Source organism: Brotaphodocola sp., from assembly GCF_983179755.1.
In genome coordinates this window covers 110,155-128,797 of the sequence record NZ_CFAHBC010000005.1, presented here as the reverse complement: position 1 = coordinate 128,797, position 18,643 = coordinate 110,155, and the positions used below count along the sequence as shown (strand labels likewise).

The following is an 18,643-nucleotide window of genomic DNA, read 5'->3' as shown; positions in this document are numbered from 1 at the left end:
ATGTTTATTGTATCAAAGAGAAATTATCAGGTAAGGCGAGCAGACGGCTCGCTGTATCTGATCAAAAAGAACTATATTGGAGAGATTCCGGAGGATGTTGCACAGAGTGATCTGGTTCAGAGAGCAATTCTTTGTGGCAATATCGCGGTCCCAGATGGAACGAAGGACAAGGAACTTTACAAGGCAGATGAAGTAGCAGAACAGCTGGCAACAGAGCATGATATCCGCCCGGATGCAGAAAAGGTGGTAACAGATGAAGATGCTTCTGAGGATGCCAAGAAGTCTGTGAAGACCAAGAGCGGAAAGAAAGAGTGATGTCGATGTGGCCGTATGGAAGCACGAATCCGATGACGTCGAGGTTTCAGTCAGCGAAAGAGCAGGCAGCAAATCTTACACAGCCGGGAGAGCGGGGAGCTTACACGAAGGAAATGTTCCGGGAGGACTTTCCACAGTTTACGAAAAAAGTTTCATCGGAGGAAGGGAAAGATCCTGAGAGTCAGGATCTTCTTCCGGAAGGAATCCTGAATATGTTTCTGACGCAGGCAAATGACAGCGTTCTTCCGTCGCGCTGGGGAAGCATGTGGCGTTATGCTGCGGGGCTTTATCTGGCACACTTTTCAACAATGTATTTAAAGACATATGCTCCGGCATCATCTGGGACGGCGCAGGTGGTTGCGAAGGCACAGCCGGCAGGTGTCATAAAGAGCACCACGATGGGAGATACATCCGTCAGTTATGACAATTCAGCAGTAACGATTGGAACGGAAAAGTGGGGAAGCTGGAATGCTACGCAGTATGGACAACAGCTTGTGACACTTGCTCGATTGGTTGGAATGGGAGGCATGTATGTTATTTGATAATCCTATTTTTGAGGGCTGGTACACGGATCTCATGGATGTATACCGGGTGATTTCAACAAAAGATGGAAGTATTTCGAGGCAGGAGCGCAGGAAAGTTGCAGAAGGCATCCCGTGTCGTGTGTACCATACAGGGACCGGAAGCCCAAGCATCACGGATGATGCGGCAAGATCCAGGGGAGAGGATAAGCTCTCCTGTGACCTTGAGGTGGATCTCTGTGCGGGCGATGAACTTCATGTGATTCGAGGTGGAAATCTTGGTCGTGCAAATCAGGCAGAAAGATATCTTGCTGGATCACCACAGGATTTTTACGATCCAGTTGGCGGGTCGTTGACGGGATTGGAGCATAAAGAGGTTGTTCTTTTGAGAGATAATCTGATTGAATCGGGGAGGTGATTTCTTGTCGAGTTTCGGAAGTCAGATGCGAAAACGATTGGAAGAGCTGAGAAAGACAGGAGAAAATGTTCCAAAGATTATGGCAGAGGTGATTGAGGGAGCAACGATTGAGGCGGTTCGAGTGGCAACAGAGAAGACACCGCCTAATGATGGAACGCTTGCCGGAACGAATATGAGAAGTGGTCAGATGGCACAACATTGGTCAACGGATAGCATTACGACACCCGTCGTGACAGGCGGAAGTGTTTACACAGAGTTAAATAACAACATGCAATATGCATCTTATGTAAATGATGGTCATCGAGTAGATAAGCATTTCGTTCCGGGATTGATTGTGAATGGGAATCTGCTGGAAAGAAGTCCGGATGGATCTGGCGGTATTGTGGTTGGAACAAAAACAACCTATGTACCTGGAAAACACATGAAAGAAGCAGCAATTGGAAGATACCGGAGTGTAGTTCGGAGCGAGTTGGAGAAACGAGTAAAGGAGGCAATGAAGTGATTTTTTCATTAAAATCAGTTTTGAACAGTTTGGCGACATTGCTTTCTGAGAGGTATCCGAAGTATCCCGTTTATGATAGCCCGAATCAGCAAGGAACAAAATTTCCTTGCTTTTTTATTTTCTTCACTTCACCCGTTACGATAGAACCTCATATTGGAAGCAGAATGGGCAGAGATCTGGCAATGGATATTGTGTTTGTACAGCAACGAAACATCGTCGACCGCAATGCTCAGATTTATGAGGTGGCTGAATTTCTGGATGCCTCTCTTGAGCGGTTTATGTATAGGGATTCTCAGGGAAATGAGGCTCTGATCCGGACGGAAGAGAGGCAATGGCATGAGGAAGATGATGAACTGCATTATCAGTTCCATATTTGCCAGCGCGTCAGCTTTTCAGAAGATGAGATTAAGATGCAAGATATGGAGGAAAATTATGCCGGCATTAAAAAAACATAATAATAATGAGACCCTGTATCCGACAGAGAAACTCTTAAAGAGCAAACATCTGTCCGGGTATCAGCCGGACTTTGCCAGGACGATTCTGGTGAAGCCAGCTTATTCCATTTCAGGAGCAAAAGAGCTTTTGGACAAATATTTGAAGGGAGGAAAGTAGGATGGCAGGAGGAACATGGACAAGCCAGAACAAACGTCAGCCGGGTGTGTATATCAATACGAGGTCACGAGGAAACATCGGTGCCAATATTGGAGACAAGGGAATTGTGGCAATTGCGGAGCCGATGTCTTGGGGACGTGTTGGGATCATGCAGGAAATTATTCCTGGCGATGATGTAAAAAACATTATTGGTCATGACATCACTTCAGATAGTGCTCTGTTCTTACGGGAAATGATGAAAGGAACCGATGTGACATCTGGACCGTCGAAAATTTTGCTGTATCGAGTATCTGGTACGGGCGGAGCAAAGGCATCAACAAAGATTGGCGCCTTAACCGCTACGGCTTTGTATGAAGGTGAGAGAGGAAACGACATCATTATTATGGTTTCGGCAGATCCGGACGAAGAGGATCTTTTTACCGTATCCACAATCGTTGATGGAAATGTTCTTGATGAGCAGAGTGTAAAGACAGCGAGAGAGTTGCACGGAAATCAGTGGGTTGCGTTTAGCGGAACAGAGACGTTGACTGCATCCGCAGGGGAAAGTTTAACGGGAGGAACAGATCCGACACCAACCGCCGGCGATTACGCAAAATTTCTGACGGAATTAGAGCCGTATCAGTTCGATATTGTTGTGTATGATGGGACGGATGCAACCGTACAGCAGGCATATGCAACCTTTGCGAAAAGAGTTTCCAACAGTATCGGTAAGAAATGTCAGGCAGTTCTGGCGGAGGCAAAAACTGCAAACAGTGAGTGGGTGATCTCTGTTGGAAATGGTGTGAAGCTCTCTGATGGAACGATTCTTTCGCCGCAGCAGGTAACGTGGTGGATCGGAGGTGCAGAAGCAGGAGCCAAATACAATGAATCACTTACATATGCCAGATATCCAGATGCCGTAGAGTCGAATCCGAAGCTGACAGATGCAAAAATCGAAGAAGCAATCGACAACGGTCAGATTGTGTTTATTGACAGTTTTGATACGGTCAAGGTATGTACAGATATCAACACGCTGACAAGTTTTACTGTGGATAAGCAGAAGAGTTTTTCCAAAAACCGTGTAATGCGCGTTCTGAATCAATTCTGCAATGATGTGTATAAGCAGTTCGCTTTGTACTATGTAGGAAAAACCAACAACAATGAAGCAGGACGCAATCTTCTGGCAGGATGGATCGTGGGATACTTAAATGAAATGCAGGCAAACAACGGAATTCAGAATTTTGAAGCAGAGGATGTCTCTGTGACAGAGGGAAATGATGTTGACTCTGTAATTGTAGATGTTGCGATTCAGCCGGTGGACAGCATTGAGAAGATTTACATGACAGTGAATGTGTCGGCTGGCACTGTGACTGAGTAAGGAGGTTGTGGAAGATGGATGGTAATTTTTTACTTGAGCGCGATGCGCTTAATGGAAGCTCCGGAAATGGATTTATGACAATCAATGGTGAAAACCATCAGATGTTTAGCATGAAGAAATTTCAGTCGGATGCGAGCTTTCAGGAAGAGGACTTCAAGGTTGTTGGCACTTCCTTGGTTCAGGTGAGAACCACCGGAGTTAAATTATCTGGAACGATGACGCTGTATTATGGAACTCCGTATTTCCTGCGCTTATTACAGGAGTACTTAAAGACAGGAAAACTGCCGTATTTCACACTTCAGATCACAAATGATGATCCAACTTCGAGTGTGGGAACGCAGACGGTTGTCTTTTACAATGTGAAGCTCAACAAGTTGCCGATCGCGAAGCTGGATGCCGATTCTAATGTGCTGGACATGGAAGTGGGATTTTCGTTTACGAACATCGAGGTTCTCAACTGGTTTCATGATCCGGAACAGCTTGGAAGCTAAAAATAAGAAGAAAGAAGGAATAAAGTTATGGCAGATATTAAAGCGTTTTTGTTACCGCCGGTTATGGATGAGACAAAGGAGGTTGTGATCACAAAGAGAGCTGTGGATGAAAATGGAAAACCGATTCCGTTTGTCATTCGTGTGATTGATCAGGAGACGAACGATCGTCTGCTGAAGCGAGCAATGAAGAAAACGAGAGCGAATGGTCGTATTGTCCAGGAACTTGATACGGATAAGTACGGAAAACTTCTGGTGGATGCCTGCGTGGTGACTCCGAATTTCAAAGATGCTGAATTATGTGCGTATTACAAGACGACAGATCCGCTGGATGTTCCGGGACGCATGCTGACAATGGGTGAGTATGATCTGCTTGTCAAAGAGATCAGAAACCTCAATGAGATGATTGGCGATGACGACAGCTTAGAGGAGCTTGAGGAAGAGGCAAAAAACTGATTTCGGAAAACACCGTGGATGTGCAATTGATGCAGAGAATGTTGTGCGATCACGGTGTTTTCCCTCATGAAGTAATGAGGCTTTCTGTTCGAGAACGCATTTTGATGTCGGAGTTACTGATGAAAGAATCTCGAGAATTGGAAAAGCTCAAATAGGAGGTATTACATAGATGGCTGTAATCAACGAAACATTGTCCCTCACTGATCAGTTTTCATCGTCATTTAATACTTTTTTGGAGCTTGGAAATCGGGCAGTTGCGACTACAACGGCATTGGATAAGAGCTTGACTCATGCGATGGGACGGTCTGCGGGGGCAACGATCGGAGCAATCCGCGGGCTGGGAGAGCAGGCGGCGCAGACGAATCAACTTCTGGAGCAGATTGTTGGGAAGCAACGAAGACACAAAGAGGAGACAGAGAAAACAGAACGTGCATCAGAAAAATTGCTTGGAACAATCCAAAAGATAGTTGTGGCAAGTGGTGCGCTTTCTTTGACAAAATCCTTTCTTGGATTTGCAGATGCACAAACGCAGGTCAATGCCCGTATGAACCTGATCAATGATGGTCAGCAGACAACGGCGGAACTGAATGAGTTGATTTATCAATCTGCTTTGCGTGCAAAGTCATCATATTTTGATACCGCAGACGCCGTCAGCAAGATGGGACTTAATGCGAAGAACGCATTCTCATCGAATCAGGAGTTGATTGCTTTTACTGAGCAGGTGAATAAGCAATTCAAAATCGGTGGAGCATCGGCGCAAGAGCAGAGTAATGCAATGGTCCAGCTGACGCAGGCAATGGCGGCGGGTGTGCTCCGCGGTCAGGATCTGAACTCAATTCTTGCTGCTGCTCCGGGAATTGCAAGAACCATTGAGGAAAGTATGGGATGGGCTTCGGGATCGATCAAGAAGTATGCCGAGGATGGCAAGGTTACGGCGCAGGTTGTAAAAAACGCGCTACTTGATATGGCAGATGAAACCAACAAAAAGTTTGAATCCATTCCTATGACTTTATCAGATGCGATGACAATGGGAAAGAACATTGTTCAGCATGGTGTGCAGGATATGGCATCACAATGGAATAATTTTTTGAATACGGACCGCGGTCAGGCACTGATTGGTGAGGCAATCCAGTTATTTTCGACGTTGGCATCAGCGGGTGTTGATGCTTTGTCTGCGATTGGACAGAGTGCATTGTGGGTACATGACAATATGGATTTTATTATCCCTATTTTGACCTTTGTTGTGGCGACGCTTGCTGCCGTAAAGGCGGCGGCAATAGCGGAAGCAACTGCAAGTATTGCAGGAAATGTGGCAAAGGCTGCGTCGTGGGCTTTGGCGAATTGGTATATTGTTTTAGCATTGGTATTCTTGTCAAGTTTAATGGTTGCAGCGCAACAATATGGAATTGGCATGCAACAGGTTGGATCTGTTGTTGGAAATGTGTTTGGATTTATTTATGCAGTTGGTTACAACGTATTTGCGACCCTCTGGAATTTTATCGCAACATTTGCGGAGTATTTTGCAAATGCATTTAATGATCCGGTAGCGAATGTGGCACATCTTTTTTCCAATGCGTTAGATGTGATCCTTGGAATGATTGAGACGGTTGCCAGTGCGATTGATGCACTTTTAGGCTTAAATCTTTCTGGAGCAGTAAGTGGATTTCGCGGAAATTTGTCATCGTGGGTTGACAATACCTTCGGTGAAAATGCGATTCAGATCAAACGTATGGCAAATCTGGATATCGGAACTACGATGAAACAGTGGGGCAATTATGGCGCTGGTCTGGGTTCAAAATTGGATAACCTGAGCCTGAATGTTTCAGATCTTGCTGGTAGTTTTGGAGATTTGAAGCTCGGAGACGGAATTGGAGATATCGGAAATGTAGGAAAAGTGGGAAGTGTTGGAAAGATCGATAAAGACATCAAGCTGTCTGATGAAGATCTGAAACTATACCGAAACTTGGCTGAACGACGTTACATGAACCAGATCGAACTGAAAACTCTCGCGCCTCACATTGAAGTATCAATTCCAGAGAGCGAGGCAAAGAATCTGACAGCGCAGGACATTGCGGACAAGCTCAAGGCGCTTTTGATTGAACAGCGCGCAGCAGGAACGGTAGTATCGCACGGATAAGGAGAGAACTATGAAGAATACAACTGCAATTTATCTGTGCTTCGGAGGCAAGAAGCTGAAAATTCCGGTAAATCCGGAAGAGATAAAAATAAAATATCCAAGCAACAACAAGGAGTATGACGTTATTGGCATTGGCAAGGTCCTGGTGCAGAAAAAGCCGGGATTAAAGGAGATCTCTTGGGAGAGTTTTTTCCCAAGAGATACAGAATCGCCGTATGTGAATAATCGAAGCAAAAAGCCGAAGGATTACGTTAAACAGATTGAAAACGCACTAAAAAATCAGCAGAAATGTCGGTTGATTATAAGTCGTTCTGGATTGTACGATACTAATATGCGTTGTGTTGTGAGCGAGTTCGAGACCAAGGATAAAGGCGGGGAGCCAAGGGATATGCATTATTCCATTACTCTGAAAGAGTATAAAAATTATTCTCCGCAGACGGTCAATATCGTTTTGACACAGCCGGAGACTCAGGAAGAACCAGAAGCGCAAACAACATCAGAAACTGAGCGTCCAGTAGAAACATCCGCTATGCGAGTCGGCGCAGGTGTGATTGTAAACGGAGAGTATTGTTATGATAGCGCTGGTGGAAAACCGCATGGGACAGCGGTGAATGTCAGTACGACTGTAACTAGAATCGTTTCGGGCGCGGAGTATCCGATACATGTAGGTTCTTACGGTTGGGTAAAGGAAAGTCAATTGGAGATAACGGGGTGACTGAGAAGTGATCGATAATGTGTCTTTGGTCGTTCAGACAACGGTTTTGAATGATTCAAATGAAATAATACGGACAATTCAGACAGATTATGCCGATGTGGCATCAAAAATAGAGTTGACCACACAGCGATTTGACAATCCGGCATCACTTTCCTTTACCTGCTTGGAGGATTCTGGGATTGCAATTTCAGAAGGAAGTTCGGTGGAATTATCTGTGAGCGGTAAAAAACTTTTCAAAGGATATGTTTTTACTGCGGAACGCAACCGCGAAGGAGAAGTGTCCTATACGGCTCATGATCAGCTTCGTTATTTAAAATCAAATGCAAGTCATTTATTTCAAAATATGACGTTACCACAGATTATTCAGCAGGTTGTGAAGAATTTTGGATTGAATGTGGGGGAAATGGAAGAGCCGGGATATGTGTTTCCATATCTGGATAAAGAAAATGAAACCTGCATGGATATTATCTTTGATGCAGTATCTCAGGCGATCGTGCAAACAGGAAAGATCTACAACTTCTACGACGATTGTGGAAAATTGACCTTGAAAGAAGCAAAAAATATGTATATTCAGACCATGATTGGAGACAAAAGTTTGGTCACTGATTATACATACAAGCGCGATATTGACAGTGATACTTATAATCGAGTGAAACTGGTTCGGAAGAATGAGAAGTCCGGTCGAACAGATGTTTATATTCATGAGGATACCGATACGATCAAGACCTGGGGGCTTTTGCAATATTATGATGAAGTGGATGAAAATCTGAATGAAGCCCAAATTGATGAGATGTGTAAGCAATATTTACAGTATTACAATCGTGTGCTTCAGACAATTACGATAGATGCAATAGGAATACCGGGATTGCGTGCAGGAATGATCATACCAGTGAAATTAGGAACAATCAAGGAATTGTCAGTGGTCCGTTTGATGTTGACCGAGAAGGTTACGCATACGTTTGAGGATGGCGGGCACACAATGAGTATTGAGGTAAAGGATTTTAGCCAGTTAGGGGGAATGTCAGTTGTCTAATTTATTGGGAGAACTTCAGCAAATCATGCAGGAAAACCAAAAAGCAATGAAACCGACAGAACTTGCATTTGGAACGGTTACATCGGTGTCTCCGCTGGCGATTTTAGTGGATAATACGGCACAGCCTAAACCAGAAGCAGGATTGATTTTGACAGACTCTGTCATTGCGAGAACCGCGACGGTCCAAGGCGGTGAGGGAGGAACTGTTGTCATCAATCCGGGACTCGTGGCGGGAGATCGTGTGGTGATGCTGAGGGTACAAAGAGGGCAGAGGTATATTGTGCTTTCAAAGGTGCAGTAAGGAGGAAGTATGGCAACATTACCGGAAGGAGTTGGTTTAGATGTACAGTTGAAACCAACAGAACAGCCTACGAATACATTTTTGATTGACTGGACATCAAAACGGATCACAGGGATGACGGATGGACTTGAAGCAATGCGACAGGCAGTGGACATTATTCTTCAGAACGAGCGCTTCCGGTGGCAGATCTATGACAGCAATTTTGCAACGGAGCTGGAGGATCTTCCCGGAGAGGAATACGCTTACATAACAAGTGAACTTCCGCGCAGAGTTGAGGATGCCTTTTCCGTAGATAGCCGTATTGTATCTGTGGACAATTGGGTGTTTAACGAGGAGAATGATGGAACTTTGAAAGTTTCTTTCGATGTGACAACTGTATATGGAACGATAAGCAAGGAGATGGTGTTGTGATTGATTTTAAGGATGAGAAGTATACAAGAAAAGAAATCGAAAGCAGATTGCTCAGTCAGGTATCAAACAGCATCGACAAGCGTCAGGGAAGCATTATTCAGACTGCGTTGGGACCGGTTGCATGGTATCTGGAAGGCCTTTATATGCTATTGGAGCAGGTTCAGGAAAATGCCTATGCAGGAAGTGCGGTGGGGGAGTTTTTGGATCGCATTGTGGCGGAGCGTGGACTGACAAGAAAAGCATCAACACCTGCGATCCGAAAAGGCATATTTGATGTTGAGGTTCCGATAGGAAGTACTTTCAAGACAATTAACGGGGCAAATTCTGTAATCTTTGAAGTTGGAGAACAGATCTCAGCGCAAGAGGGCGAATATGTTTATAGCCTAAGTTGTCAAACGGCGGGTATCATTGGAAATTCATATTTCGGAAATATTCTTCCAGTGACAGCAGTGGCTGGGCTCAAAAGTGCAGTGATCGGGGAAGTTATAGTTTCTGGTTCAGAAGAAGAGACGGATGCATCTTTGAGGGCGCGTTTTTTTGAGACGTTTGATGTTGCGGCGTTCGGCGGTAATATCGCGGCATACAGAAATGCGATTCTTGCGATTGATGGAGTGGGTGCAGTTCAGGTGTATCCCGCCTGGAAGGGCGGAGGGACGGTGTTGTGTAGCATTCTGGACAGTGAGCTGACACCAGCAGAGCCGGGACTGATCAGCAAAGTGCAGGCGACAATTTGTCCTACTGAAGTAAATGAGGAAGTAGCGTCTGCAAATGGATATGGGATTGCACCGATCGGGGCATCTGTAACCATAACGACAGCGATCAATCTTGTTTTAAATATATCTGCAACGATCCAATTCGCTGCGACAGTGCAATCAGGAGTGGAGATCTATCAGAAAGAGATAGAACAGAAGATTCAGAAGTACTTGAAGTCAGTGTGTGAAAGCTGGGGAAGTGCAATCAAAAGTCAGAAGATAAGCTATGTGGTAGCGGTATATTCTTCCAGAATTGTTGCAGCTATTTTGGAAATTCCCAATGTTGTAAACGTAACGGATGTTATGATCAACGGAGCTTCGGGAGACTTGATTCTGACGGAGACTGCTGAACTGCAACAAATTCCTTCTTTGGGGGTGGTGACGATCAATGGTTGATTTATTGAAAATTCTTCCAGAATATTTTCGCCCCATTCTTGAATTTCAAGAAATAATGAAATCCGAAGGAATCGTAATGGATGAAGTGGAAACTCTGATGAGAAAAGTTCGAGACAACTTCTACATTCAGACATTGGATGAAAGTGCTTTAGAGGAAGAAGAGAGACAGTTTTCTATTGTTGCGAAACCGGGAGAGACGCTGGATTATCGGAAACAAAGATTGTTGCTGAAATACAATACAGTAGCGCCGTTTACAATACATTTTTTGCGAAAAAGGCTTACAGAACTTTTTGAAGATGACTATGTGCTAAAAAGTGATCCTGAGCATTGTAAGCTGACAATTTCTGTTACATCGCAAAAATATGGCGCGGTAAATCTTCTGTATGATCTTTTGTGGGATATCGTGCCGGCGCATTTGGAGATCATCGCGAATCAACAGGTTGAAAATAATTTGAATGCAGGATTGTATATGGCAGGAACTATGTCGGGGACATTTGTTCAGACCATTTAAGGAGGCTTATGGGCGTTTACAAAAAAGCAGTTATTACAGATGCAGGTAATGCGTTGCGAGCACAGGCGGTTGCCGGAAATGTTACTATGCAGTTTACGCACGCAAAAGCATCCTCATATCTGTATCCGGAAGGAACAGATTTAAAGAAATTGACAGAATTGCAGGAAGTCCGGCAAACCATTGTTCCCTCGAAGGTGCAAATATCAAATGATACGTTGATCAGTGTAAGAGCATTATTTGGAAATGAAAAAATCACTTCAAGTTATTTGATACAAAATGTTGGAGTATACGTATCGGACGGGAATAAAGAAATTTTATTTGCAGTATGTCAGGCAGTTACCCCGGATCAGATGCCGGCATATGACGGCGTGGCGCCAAGTTCATTTATTTATGATATACAGCTGGCAGTTGCGCAGGCAACAGAAATAAACATTACTATTGGAGAAGCGGGGACAGCAACTGTAAAAGACGTGATGGATTTGGAAAAGAGGATGGATTCTTTAATTCAGACGATGAAAAAGAATTCATTGTCTGTCACGGTTGAAGGCGATACGTTGTGTTTTTCAGGCGGTTGGAAAGAAGAACAGGAACTGACTTCTGTGGCGTTTACGAATTTATCTTTCGGCGCGCTTCCGGCATCAGCTGATACAGATAACTGGGCGGTAACGGAGGGAGATCTGAAGGTAGGCTCCGAGTTATCCGGACAGACAGCAAAGTTTGTGGCAAAAGTAGAGGAGGGGTAACATGGCAGACGAAAGAGCATATCTGTATCGGAATACAGGTACAAAGGCGAGTCCGGTATGGGAAAAATGGTATCCCCGAACAATGGCGGATGCAGTTGAGACAGCGGATGGAAGAACAGTTCAGGAGTGTCTGAATGGTAGTAGTGGCGGTGCTGAAGGATTAAGCATTGTAGATGGAGCGCTTTGCGTGACATTTGAGGAGGTGTGAAATGTCTGAGAAAATTACAAAACCGATGCTGTTGGATGAAACCGGCAAGGCGCTTGTGGAGGCTGTTCAACAGATCGCAGAAAAGATGGAATCGGGTACAGGATCTGGCGGATCAGTGGACTTGACGATTGGAACGGTTACCAGTGGTAGCACGGCAAGTGCGTCGATCTCAAACGGAAAATTGAATCTGGTACTTCCCAAAGGAGATACAGGAGCTACGGGTGCTACTGGTCCGAAAGGCGACACCGGAGAAAAAGGAGCCACCGGAGCGCAGGGAGCAAAGGGAGAAAAGGGGGACAAGGGTGATACCGGAGCACAGGGACCGAAGGGAGATCCGGGAGATGCAGGCACAGCGTCTTCAGCGCCGACGTATAAACCGAGCAAGTTGGGATGTGTGCCGTATGCCACTGTTCCGGGCTGTGATTATGCGCAGATTATTATTTATGGGCAGAGCCTGGCATCAGGAACAGAAAGTAAGATTGCCCTCACCACGGAGCCACTGGACGGCGTGTATATGGTCGGCAGCAGCGCACATTGGTATAAAGCAGCGACTCTCACTGGTTTGAAACCATGCAAAAACGAAGGCTTCGAGTCTCCGATCGTGGCAGCGGTGAACCATTTTGCAACGATGTACCGGAGAAATCGTGATGCAAGTCAGAAGTTCATCGCGAACTCGACTGGTCTCGGTGGTCGATCAATCGAGAGATTATCCAAGGGATGTACTTCTTACGGATACGAGTACCTGTATAAAGATGCTTTTCTGGATTACTTAACCAATACCAAATCGGCTGTGGACAGCGAAGGAAAGACCGTCAAGTGCGTAGCTGTAATCTGGATGCAGGGCGAATATAACTATGATGGTTATAATAAGGGGCAGGGCTTTACCAACGGTGAAGACGCTACAACGGACAAGGATACATATAAAAACTATCTCATCCAGCTTAAAAAGGATATGCAGGCAGATATCATGTCGGCTTATGGTCAGACAGAGCCTCCTCTTTTCTTTGTGTACCAGACCGGCGGTGCGTTCATCTCAAACGGCACCAGCTCGATCAACATGGCGCAGCAGGAAATGGTTGCTGAGCGTGATGACGCAATTCTTCTCGGCAGTGCGATGCCGTGTCAGCGTTTTGCCGGTGGACACATGACAAGCAATGGTTATCGTTGGCAAGGCGAGATGATCGGAAAGCAGTTGGCAGAGAGCCTGATCTGGGGAGATTCTGCACAGACGGTCATTGACCGAGCTATCACAGTAGATGGCAGTAAGATCTATATTGATTACGAAGTTCCGGTTCTGCCTCTGGTGGTAGATAATTATACGGTGCAGGAACAGCCGAATCTTGGCTTCTCTGTAACGGTAGATGGTGTAGGAATTACCGTGGAAAAGGTAGAAGTACAGAACACCCGCGTAGTGCTTACCTGCGGTCAGGAGTTACATGGAACGATTGCGATTAAATACGCTGGAAATGCCGTAGGAAATCGTGATCATCGAGGTATCGGAAATCTTCGCGACAGTGACCGATATTGCAGTCTGTATACCTATGCAGATGATACCTCTGAGACTTCTTCGACAGGTAACACGATCGACTATCGTCCCACGGATGCCAATGGAGAATCTTTAGCCGGAAAGAAATATCCTCTCTACAACTGGGCGAGTCATGCATATCGTGAAATTATCGTGGATGCGATTCCGGCGGCGGATTTCACACCGCACATTTCTGCCTCAAAGGGAAGTGTAGGCGATGTTCTTGCTCTTACAGCGACTTACACACCTTCCAATGCAAATGGCGGGCTGGGAATTACATGGAAGTCTTCAGATGCAAGTAAGGTCAAGGTAGAAGGAAGTACAGCAACAATCTTGAGCGGAAACGATGGTGATGTTGTAACGATCACGGGAACTCTGGACAATGGAACACAGCACAGTGTAACGCTTACGATTATTGTAAGCTCCAATCCGTATGCATCCTATTATGGCTACTGGGACTTCCAGAATGGTAGCAGCTCCAATACAACCACAATCAAAAATTTGGTTACCGATGCAGATGACAATATTCTGGAAGGTATTGACGGAAGTACATCCGGCTATCTGACAACGGATGGATTGACTTTGGCAGATACATCAGCACTTCGTATTCCGGTGGTGAGTGGAATGCCTGATGGTATTGAAATCGGGATTGACTTTACACTGACAGATGATTCTTACAGCAGTCAGACGCTAAAGAATCGCACGTTTGTGGCATTGGTCAAAGGAAGCGTGAATGAATTGTCATTCGGTACAGAGAAATACGGAGTCGCATGGCCTGCATTGAGAGGTGTTCCGTCCACAAATGCAGCAGAAACAGAGCTTGGTTGGAGATATGCAACGGATTCCGGCGGTACGTCTCTTGGAAACTCCGGAACGTGGATTGCGAGAAGTACACTGCATCAGAACCTTCGTCTGCGTTTAAGTGCGACCGGAACCGGTGAGTTCGCTATGAAGGCGAATACCGATTCAAATTGGCGAACATGGGCATTGCCGACGTATGGAGGAGAGAATATTGCCTACCCGCGCTTCCAGAAAATCAAAGAGGCCTGCGATGCAATTCTGATCGGAAACCGCGCAGACATGGCGCATGCAGCGCCGGGGGTAGTCATCCATAGTGTATATATCAAGGAATACAATGGATAAGAGGTGATGACATGGCAGTAATAAGAAATGCACAGGTAGAAATAGATGGGGAAAAGCAGACCTTTCCCCTTGGCGCCCTTGCGGAAAATATTGTAGAAAGCCAAGAGCGTATGTTTGTAACTGCAACAGAAAAGAACAAATTAAACGCACGCCCCATAGAAATCACATTGCGCGCAAACGGCTGGACATATGCGTCTGGAATGTACGCGCAGACTGTATATAATTCAGAAATACAGGCAGAAGCAAACTACATTTTGGCGCGCACTGCGCAGGTTTTTACAGTGGACACATACAAGACTTATGAGAAAGCCTATGGTTTTGTATCCGCTGGAGTAGCACAGGCACTGAATGGAAGTGTCACTTTCGTGGCGTATAAAAAGCCGGAGATAGATTGTAATATACGTCTTATGGAGGTATAAAATGGGATATGTTTTAATGGGTGGCGGTGGAAACAATGCCGATCTGGATGCAATTACAGCCACAAAAGGAGATGTGCGGGCTGGAAAAGTGATTGTGGATCAGGACGGAGAGCCGGCAACAGGAACTCTCACAGATCGAGGCGCGTGGAGCTATACAGGTCTCTCCGGAGGAGCAACGGTGAAAATCCCTGCGGGAATCCACGATGGCAATGGAACTGTTACGGCGGCAGTTCCGGCAGATCTCGAATCACAGACACCAGGAACGGCAACATCTGCTAAAATTCTTGATGGAGAGACTGCGTGGGTAAAGGGAAAACAGCTTATTGGTTCCATGCCAAATAAGAAGGCATGGAGTAATACTGGAGTCAAAGCCGGGGCAGTCGTTACAATTCCTGAAGGTTATCATAATGGATCGGGAAAGATCAAAACGGATAGTTTAGAGTCACAGACTCCGGGAACAGCAACTGCTCCCAAGATCCTTACCGGAGAGACTGCATGGGTGGAAGGCGAGCAGATCACCGGCACAATGCCAGACCAAACGAACAAAGATTCTTTGGGAGGAATTAATAGCAATTATCCAAATGTGGCAATCCACAAGGGCACCCAGCCACAATTTACTCAACCAACGGGCGCCAATGCAGAGCGCATGTTTGCGCTTCGCCCAGATCGTGGCTACTGGAATGGAGATACATATGTTGCCGTTCCAGTACAGAGCAAGAGCGTTACACCAGCGACAGCACAGCAGGTTATATCTGCGGATTCCGGGAAGATTCTGGAAAAAGTTACTGTAAGTGCGATTCCGAATCAAAAAAATTACGGATATGGCGGTTTTGGAGAAGGAACGGATTATTATTCCATTAATTGCCTCCCGGAAGGATACTATCGAAAGATCAGTACAGGAGATTGGGAACCTGAGGCGCGTATTTCTAAGGCTACACTCAGATCTGCTTTGGGAGTTGTAGCGGGGAACATCAAAAAAGGTGCTAAGATTGCAGGAATTACGGGGACATGGGAGGGATACATAAGCGATCCGGTAGATCTTTGGAAAGATGGCATAAACAACGATGGAATGACGTTCGACAGTAACTGGGGTACTTCTGGAACGATTTTGTGGACGGCTCAGAACTACGCTTATGTTGCAACCAAGAAAACATATAATCTCAAAAAGTACAGTAAACTTAAGATTTGGACTTGGTATGACAGTAACCGAACAACACCGGAATCCGGAAATGTTTCTTTGTTAATAGCCGGAAACATCCCGTTTGTAAAGGATATGTATACTGTTGGTCAAGATTTCAACAGAAGTTCGGCGGCTGCATGGACAGAATTTGACCTGTCAGGACTGGCTTGCAATGCACAATTAAAAATCCGAATCAGTTGTGGAATTAATATTTCGCACATTCGTTTGGAATAAAAATCAAAAGAAAGAGAAGGAGAAAAACACTATGGAAAACAAAAATGAGAAGTTGCACAGAAATTGCAAGGTGCATGATGCAGAGCACTGCGATATCAATGATCACGATAACCTGAATCCGGAGTTCGATGATTGCGGTCATCGCGTCGGCGGAGATGGTCCGGACATGCACCGCGATCCCAATAAGTATTCTTCAGGTCTGGATATGAGTGTTCGACCGAAGAACGCGAATAAGGATCAGCATCCAGAGCAGGGACCGGCATACAAAAAATAATATGTAAAAAGAAAGCACCCGATCACGAGCCAAAGAGATCCGGGTGCTTTTTGAATGCAAAAAACTTCTTTTGCAATATTATAGCATGCTTTGCGAAAGGAGGCAAACGAAAGTGGACGAAGCAGTAAAGGTAGAGCTGGAAAGACTCCGCGACGAAGACAAGCGCCAGAATCACCGGATCGAAGAACTAGAGAAGATCAGCACTACAATTCAGGAGCTGGCGATCTCTGTCCACACGCTCGCACACGATATGGCGGGGATGCTGGCGGAGCAGAAGGAACAGGGTAACCGGTTGGATGCGTTGGAATCAGCACCGGGGAAAAAGTGGAACTCGGCAATGGATAAGATCATGGATACCATTATTGGCGCGTTGGTTGGTGCAATGATGACCGGAGTGATCGTTGTGGTTGCCCAGCAGTATATCAGATAGGAGATGATAAGCATGGATATGAATGTAGCAATGCAGTATGTTATGTATGCTCTGGCACTGGTCGGAGTAATGGCGTGTGTAGTGTCCGTGATTACACAGGTCGTGAAATCATGGCCGGGACTGGAGAAACTTCCAACATCAATGGTGGTAATTGTGTTGTCTTTGTGCCTGTGCCCGTTGGCATATGGATTTTGGACATGGTATAGCCACAGTTCTTTTGAATTACCACTGGCGGGATTATGTGTTATTGCTGGTTTCTTTGTGGCACTGGTGGCTATGGACGGCTGGGAGAGAGTCTCGGAAATTTGGAATCGGACAAAGTATAGTAAGAACGAGTAGAAAATAAGTGGAATACTGACGAAAAATATGATATGATGTAGAAGCTGTCGAACCTCCAGCAGAAAGGAGGTGAGCCTTATGGTAGAAATCCTTCTCACGTTTCTTGCTCCTATCGTAGCAAATGTAGTTAGCTACTACATATGCAAATGGCTGGATAAGGACAAATAGGCAGCAACAGCCTAAAACGGAATAGCTCACCGTAACGAGCAAGAAAACCCCAGAGGCGGCCACCTCTGGGGTTTTTGTTTTGCCTTATGGAACCTTCTCACGTTCCTTAGCTACCTACATCATATTCTATTTTCTCAAAAATGTCAATATTCCAAAGGATTTCATAAAATAAAAGAAAAGAGGACAAGACTATGCGAGATATTGCATTATGTCACCCGCGCCTTCAGAAGCTGGCAGCAGAGCTGATCCAGAAGTGTGCGGAGCAGGGCTTAAAGATCAAGATCGGAGAGACATTTCGTACGGTGGCGGAGCAGGACGCTCTCTATGCGCAGGGGCGCACGAAGCCGGGAAAGATTGTGACGAATGCACAGGGGACGAGTTACAGCTCTTATCACCAGTGGGGGACAGCGTTTGATATCTATCGAAATGATGGAAGCGGAGCCTATAACGAATCCAGCAAGTTCTTCGAGCGCGTCGGAGCGATCGGAGTTGCTCTCGGTCTGGAATGGGGCGGAAATTGGAAGAGCATCGTGGACAAGCCTCATTTTCAGTTGCCGGACTGGGGCAGTAGTACGAGCGGGATCAAGAAGCTCTATAAGACTCCGGACGAGTTCAAGAAAACGTGGGTTCCAGAGAACGTCAAGACCGGTTGGCAACAGGAAGATGGCGGTTGGCGGTTCTACTACCGAGACGGATTGGGAAACTACGTCCGGAACAACTGGTACTGTGACAACGGGGCGTGGTATTGGTTCGACGGTGCCGGCATGATGGTGCACGATGTCTGGTATCTGTACAATGGAGGCTGGTATTATCTGGGCGATGATGGAGTGATGCGGACCGGGCAGGTGACGGTGGACGGCAAGTGGTACTGCATGGATTCAGATGGGCGTATGATTACGGAGCCAATTACCCTTACTCCAGATCAGGATGGCGCGCTCCATTATTTAGGTATGGTATAATCTCAAACAGAATATATATTAAATAAAGATTAGTTACAAACTTAAGAGAATAGAAATTGACAAATTTTGATTTGTGTTCTATACTGCAACTATAAA

25 protein-coding genes are annotated in these 18,643 nt (G+C 45.6%); all 25 read left to right on the top strand.

The window, feature by feature from the left end:
• The 25 genes from AC4EVX_RS03895 to AC4EVX_RS03775 all read left to right on the top strand — a co-directional run bounded on the left by AC4EVX_RS03895 (position 1) and on the right by AC4EVX_RS03775 (position 18,547).
• Entirely contained in the window at positions 1-315 is a 315-nt protein-coding gene (locus tag AC4EVX_RS03895) for a hypothetical protein (RefSeq protein WP_490159611.1), read from the top strand.
• Positions 315-857 (top strand): DUF4054 domain-containing protein, encoded by a 543-nt coding sequence (locus AC4EVX_RS03890; protein WP_490159626.1) that lies wholly within the window; start codon positions 315-317, stop codon positions 855-857. Before AC4EVX_RS03895 ends, AC4EVX_RS03890 begins: the two co-directional genes overlap by 1 nt.
• Positions 847-1,254, top strand: coding sequence for a hypothetical protein (locus AC4EVX_RS03885; RefSeq protein ID WP_490159610.1), 408 nt, complete (start codon positions 847-849; stop codon positions 1,252-1,254). The genes AC4EVX_RS03890 and AC4EVX_RS03885 overlap by 11 nt, the downstream gene beginning before the upstream one ends.
• A gap of 4 nt (positions 1,255-1,258) precedes the next feature.
• Positions 1,259-1,756 (top strand): HK97 gp10 family phage protein, encoded by a 498-nt coding sequence (locus tag AC4EVX_RS03880; RefSeq protein WP_490159609.1) that lies wholly within the window; start codon positions 1,259-1,261, stop codon positions 1,754-1,756.
• Positions 1,753-2,211 (top strand): phage tail terminator family protein, encoded by a 459-nt coding sequence (locus tag AC4EVX_RS03875; protein ID WP_490159608.1) that lies wholly within the window; start codon positions 1,753-1,755, stop codon positions 2,209-2,211. The genes AC4EVX_RS03880 and AC4EVX_RS03875 overlap by 4 nt, the downstream gene beginning before the upstream one ends.
• The gene (locus AC4EVX_RS03870) at positions 2,189-2,368 is read left to right on the top strand and encodes a hypothetical protein (RefSeq protein WP_490159607.1); all 180 of its coding nucleotides are present in this window, start codon (positions 2,189-2,191) and stop codon (positions 2,366-2,368) included. Before AC4EVX_RS03875 ends, AC4EVX_RS03870 begins: the two co-directional genes overlap by 23 nt.
• A gap of 1 nt (position 2,369) precedes the next feature.
• Positions 2,370-3,725 (top strand): phage tail sheath family protein, encoded by a 1,356-nt coding sequence (locus AC4EVX_RS03865; protein WP_490159606.1) that lies wholly within the window; start codon positions 2,370-2,372, stop codon positions 3,723-3,725.
• A gap of 14 nt (positions 3,726-3,739) precedes the next feature.
• On the top strand, positions 3,740-4,216 hold the full coding sequence (locus AC4EVX_RS03860; protein ID WP_490159605.1) for a phage tail tube protein: 477 nt from the start codon (positions 3,740-3,742) through the stop codon (positions 4,214-4,216).
• A gap of 27 nt (positions 4,217-4,243) precedes the next feature.
• A complete protein-coding gene (locus AC4EVX_RS03855) occupies positions 4,244-4,669 on the top strand; it encodes a phage tail assembly chaperone (protein ID WP_490159604.1) in 426 nt (141 codons plus the stop codon).
• A gap of 169 nt (positions 4,670-4,838) precedes the next feature.
• The gene (locus AC4EVX_RS03850) at positions 4,839-6,806 is read left to right on the top strand and encodes a tape measure protein (protein ID WP_490159603.1); all 1,968 of its coding nucleotides are present in this window, start codon (positions 4,839-4,841) and stop codon (positions 6,804-6,806) included.
• A gap of 10 nt (positions 6,807-6,816) precedes the next feature.
• Positions 6,817-7,521: a hypothetical protein gene (locus AC4EVX_RS03845; RefSeq protein ID WP_490159602.1), complete on the top strand. Its 705-nt coding sequence runs from the start codon at positions 6,817-6,819 to the stop codon at positions 7,519-7,521.
• A 7-nt stretch (positions 7,522-7,528) separates the two neighbouring features.
• A complete protein-coding gene (locus AC4EVX_RS03840) occupies positions 7,529-8,554 on the top strand; it encodes an XkdQ/YqbQ family protein (protein WP_490159601.1) in 1,026 nt (341 codons plus the stop codon).
• A gap of 25 nt (positions 8,555-8,579) precedes the next feature.
• On the top strand, positions 8,580-8,855 hold the full coding sequence (locus tag AC4EVX_RS03835) for a DUF2577 domain-containing protein (RefSeq protein WP_490159625.1): 276 nt from the start codon (positions 8,580-8,582) through the stop codon (positions 8,853-8,855).
• Positions 8,856-8,864: 9 nt separating this feature from the next.
• Positions 8,865-9,266 carry a DUF2634 domain-containing protein gene (locus AC4EVX_RS03830; RefSeq protein ID WP_490159600.1) on the top strand — a complete coding sequence of 134 codons (402 nt, stop codon included), beginning with the start codon at positions 8,865-8,867 and terminating at the stop codon, positions 9,264-9,266.
• Positions 9,263-10,414: a baseplate J/gp47 family protein gene (locus tag AC4EVX_RS03825; RefSeq protein ID WP_490159599.1), complete on the top strand. Its 1,152-nt coding sequence runs from the start codon at positions 9,263-9,265 to the stop codon at positions 10,412-10,414. Before AC4EVX_RS03830 ends, AC4EVX_RS03825 begins: the two co-directional genes overlap by 4 nt.
• On the top strand, positions 10,407-10,925 hold the full coding sequence (locus AC4EVX_RS03820) for a putative phage tail protein (RefSeq protein ID WP_490159598.1): 519 nt from the start codon (positions 10,407-10,409) through the stop codon (positions 10,923-10,925). The genes AC4EVX_RS03825 and AC4EVX_RS03820 overlap by 8 nt, the downstream gene beginning before the upstream one ends.
• An 8-nt stretch (positions 10,926-10,933) precedes the next feature.
• Complete coding sequence (locus AC4EVX_RS03815; RefSeq protein ID WP_490159597.1) at positions 10,934-11,668, top strand: hypothetical protein; 735 nt, start codon at positions 10,934-10,936, stop codon at positions 11,666-11,668.
• 1 nt (position 11,669) lies between these two features.
• Positions 11,670-11,876 (top strand): hypothetical protein, encoded by a 207-nt coding sequence (locus AC4EVX_RS03810; RefSeq protein ID WP_490159596.1) that lies wholly within the window; start codon positions 11,670-11,672, stop codon positions 11,874-11,876.
• Position 11,877: 1 nt separating this feature from the next.
• Complete coding sequence (locus AC4EVX_RS03805) at positions 11,878-14,544, top strand: hypothetical protein (RefSeq protein WP_490159595.1); 2,667 nt, start codon at positions 11,878-11,880, stop codon at positions 14,542-14,544.
• A gap of 11 nt (positions 14,545-14,555) precedes the next feature.
• Positions 14,556-14,963: a hypothetical protein gene (locus AC4EVX_RS03800; RefSeq protein WP_177977908.1), complete on the top strand. Its 408-nt coding sequence runs from the start codon at positions 14,556-14,558 to the stop codon at positions 14,961-14,963.
• Position 14,964: 1 nt separating this feature from the next.
• Entirely contained in the window at positions 14,965-16,377 is a 1,413-nt protein-coding gene (locus AC4EVX_RS03795; RefSeq protein ID WP_177977907.1) for a hypothetical protein, read from the top strand.
• 31 nt (positions 16,378-16,408) lie between these two features.
• Positions 16,409-16,651, top strand: a complete 243-nt coding sequence (locus AC4EVX_RS03790) for a hypothetical protein (RefSeq protein ID WP_177977906.1) — start codon at positions 16,409-16,411, stop codon at positions 16,649-16,651.
• A gap of 112 nt (positions 16,652-16,763) precedes the next feature.
• Positions 16,764-17,081: a TrbC/VirB2 family protein gene (locus tag AC4EVX_RS03785; RefSeq protein ID WP_177977905.1), complete on the top strand. Its 318-nt coding sequence runs from the start codon at positions 16,764-16,766 to the stop codon at positions 17,079-17,081.
• Between the two features lie 12 nt (positions 17,082-17,093).
• Positions 17,094-17,420, top strand: coding sequence for a hypothetical protein (locus tag AC4EVX_RS03780; protein ID WP_177977904.1), 327 nt, complete (start codon positions 17,094-17,096; stop codon positions 17,418-17,420).
• Positions 17,421-17,779: 359 nt separating this feature from the next.
• Positions 17,780-18,547 carry a M15 family metallopeptidase gene (locus AC4EVX_RS03775; RefSeq protein WP_490159594.1) on the top strand — a complete coding sequence of 256 codons (768 nt, stop codon included), beginning with the start codon at positions 17,780-17,782 and terminating at the stop codon, positions 18,545-18,547.
• The last annotated feature ends 96 nt before the right edge of the window (positions 18,548-18,643 follow it).

What these genes read in the sequence shown, in the direction of transcription:
- AC4EVX_RS03895 (WP_490159611.1), top strand. Translation starts at nt 1, where the DNA reads ATGTTTATTGTATCAAAGAGAAATTATCAGGTAAGGCGAGCAGACGGC.
- AC4EVX_RS03890 (WP_490159626.1), top strand. Translation starts at nt 315, where the DNA reads ATGTCGATGTGGCCGTATGGAAGCACGAATCCGATGACGTCGAGGTTT.
- AC4EVX_RS03885 (WP_490159610.1), top strand. Translation starts at nt 847, where the DNA reads ATGTTATTTGATAATCCTATTTTTGAGGGCTGGTACACGGATCTCATG.
- AC4EVX_RS03870 (WP_490159607.1), top strand. Translation starts at nt 2,189, where the DNA reads ATGCCGGCATTAAAAAAACATAATAATAATGAGACCCTGTATCCGACA.
- AC4EVX_RS03865 (WP_490159606.1), top strand. Translation starts at nt 2,370, where the DNA reads ATGGCAGGAGGAACATGGACAAGCCAGAACAAACGTCAGCCGGGTGTG.
- AC4EVX_RS03860 (WP_490159605.1), top strand. Translation starts at nt 3,740, where the DNA reads ATGGATGGTAATTTTTTACTTGAGCGCGATGCGCTTAATGGAAGCTCC.
- AC4EVX_RS03855 (WP_490159604.1), top strand. Translation starts at nt 4,244, where the DNA reads ATGGCAGATATTAAAGCGTTTTTGTTACCGCCGGTTATGGATGAGACA.
- AC4EVX_RS03850 (WP_490159603.1), top strand. Translation starts at nt 4,839, where the DNA reads ATGGCTGTAATCAACGAAACATTGTCCCTCACTGATCAGTTTTCATCG.
- AC4EVX_RS03845 (WP_490159602.1), top strand. Translation starts at nt 6,817, where the DNA reads ATGAAGAATACAACTGCAATTTATCTGTGCTTCGGAGGCAAGAAGCTG.
- AC4EVX_RS03835 (WP_490159625.1), top strand. Translation starts at nt 8,580, where the DNA reads ATGCAGGAAAACCAAAAAGCAATGAAACCGACAGAACTTGCATTTGGA.
- AC4EVX_RS03830 (WP_490159600.1), top strand. Translation starts at nt 8,865, where the DNA reads ATGGCAACATTACCGGAAGGAGTTGGTTTAGATGTACAGTTGAAACCA.
- AC4EVX_RS03820 (WP_490159598.1), top strand. Translation starts at nt 10,407, where the DNA reads ATGGTTGATTTATTGAAAATTCTTCCAGAATATTTTCGCCCCATTCTT.
- AC4EVX_RS03815 (WP_490159597.1), top strand. Translation starts at nt 10,934, where the DNA reads ATGGGCGTTTACAAAAAAGCAGTTATTACAGATGCAGGTAATGCGTTG.
- AC4EVX_RS03810 (WP_490159596.1), top strand. Translation starts at nt 11,670, where the DNA reads ATGGCAGACGAAAGAGCATATCTGTATCGGAATACAGGTACAAAGGCG.
- AC4EVX_RS03805 (WP_490159595.1), top strand. Translation starts at nt 11,878, where the DNA reads ATGTCTGAGAAAATTACAAAACCGATGCTGTTGGATGAAACCGGCAAG.
- AC4EVX_RS03800 (WP_177977908.1), top strand. Translation starts at nt 14,556, where the DNA reads ATGGCAGTAATAAGAAATGCACAGGTAGAAATAGATGGGGAAAAGCAG.
- AC4EVX_RS03795 (WP_177977907.1), top strand. Translation starts at nt 14,965, where the DNA reads ATGGGATATGTTTTAATGGGTGGCGGTGGAAACAATGCCGATCTGGAT.
- AC4EVX_RS03790 (WP_177977906.1), top strand. Translation starts at nt 16,409, where the DNA reads ATGGAAAACAAAAATGAGAAGTTGCACAGAAATTGCAAGGTGCATGAT.
- AC4EVX_RS03780 (WP_177977904.1), top strand. Translation starts at nt 17,094, where the DNA reads ATGGATATGAATGTAGCAATGCAGTATGTTATGTATGCTCTGGCACTG.
- AC4EVX_RS03775 (WP_490159594.1), top strand. Translation starts at nt 17,780, where the DNA reads ATGCGAGATATTGCATTATGTCACCCGCGCCTTCAGAAGCTGGCAGCA.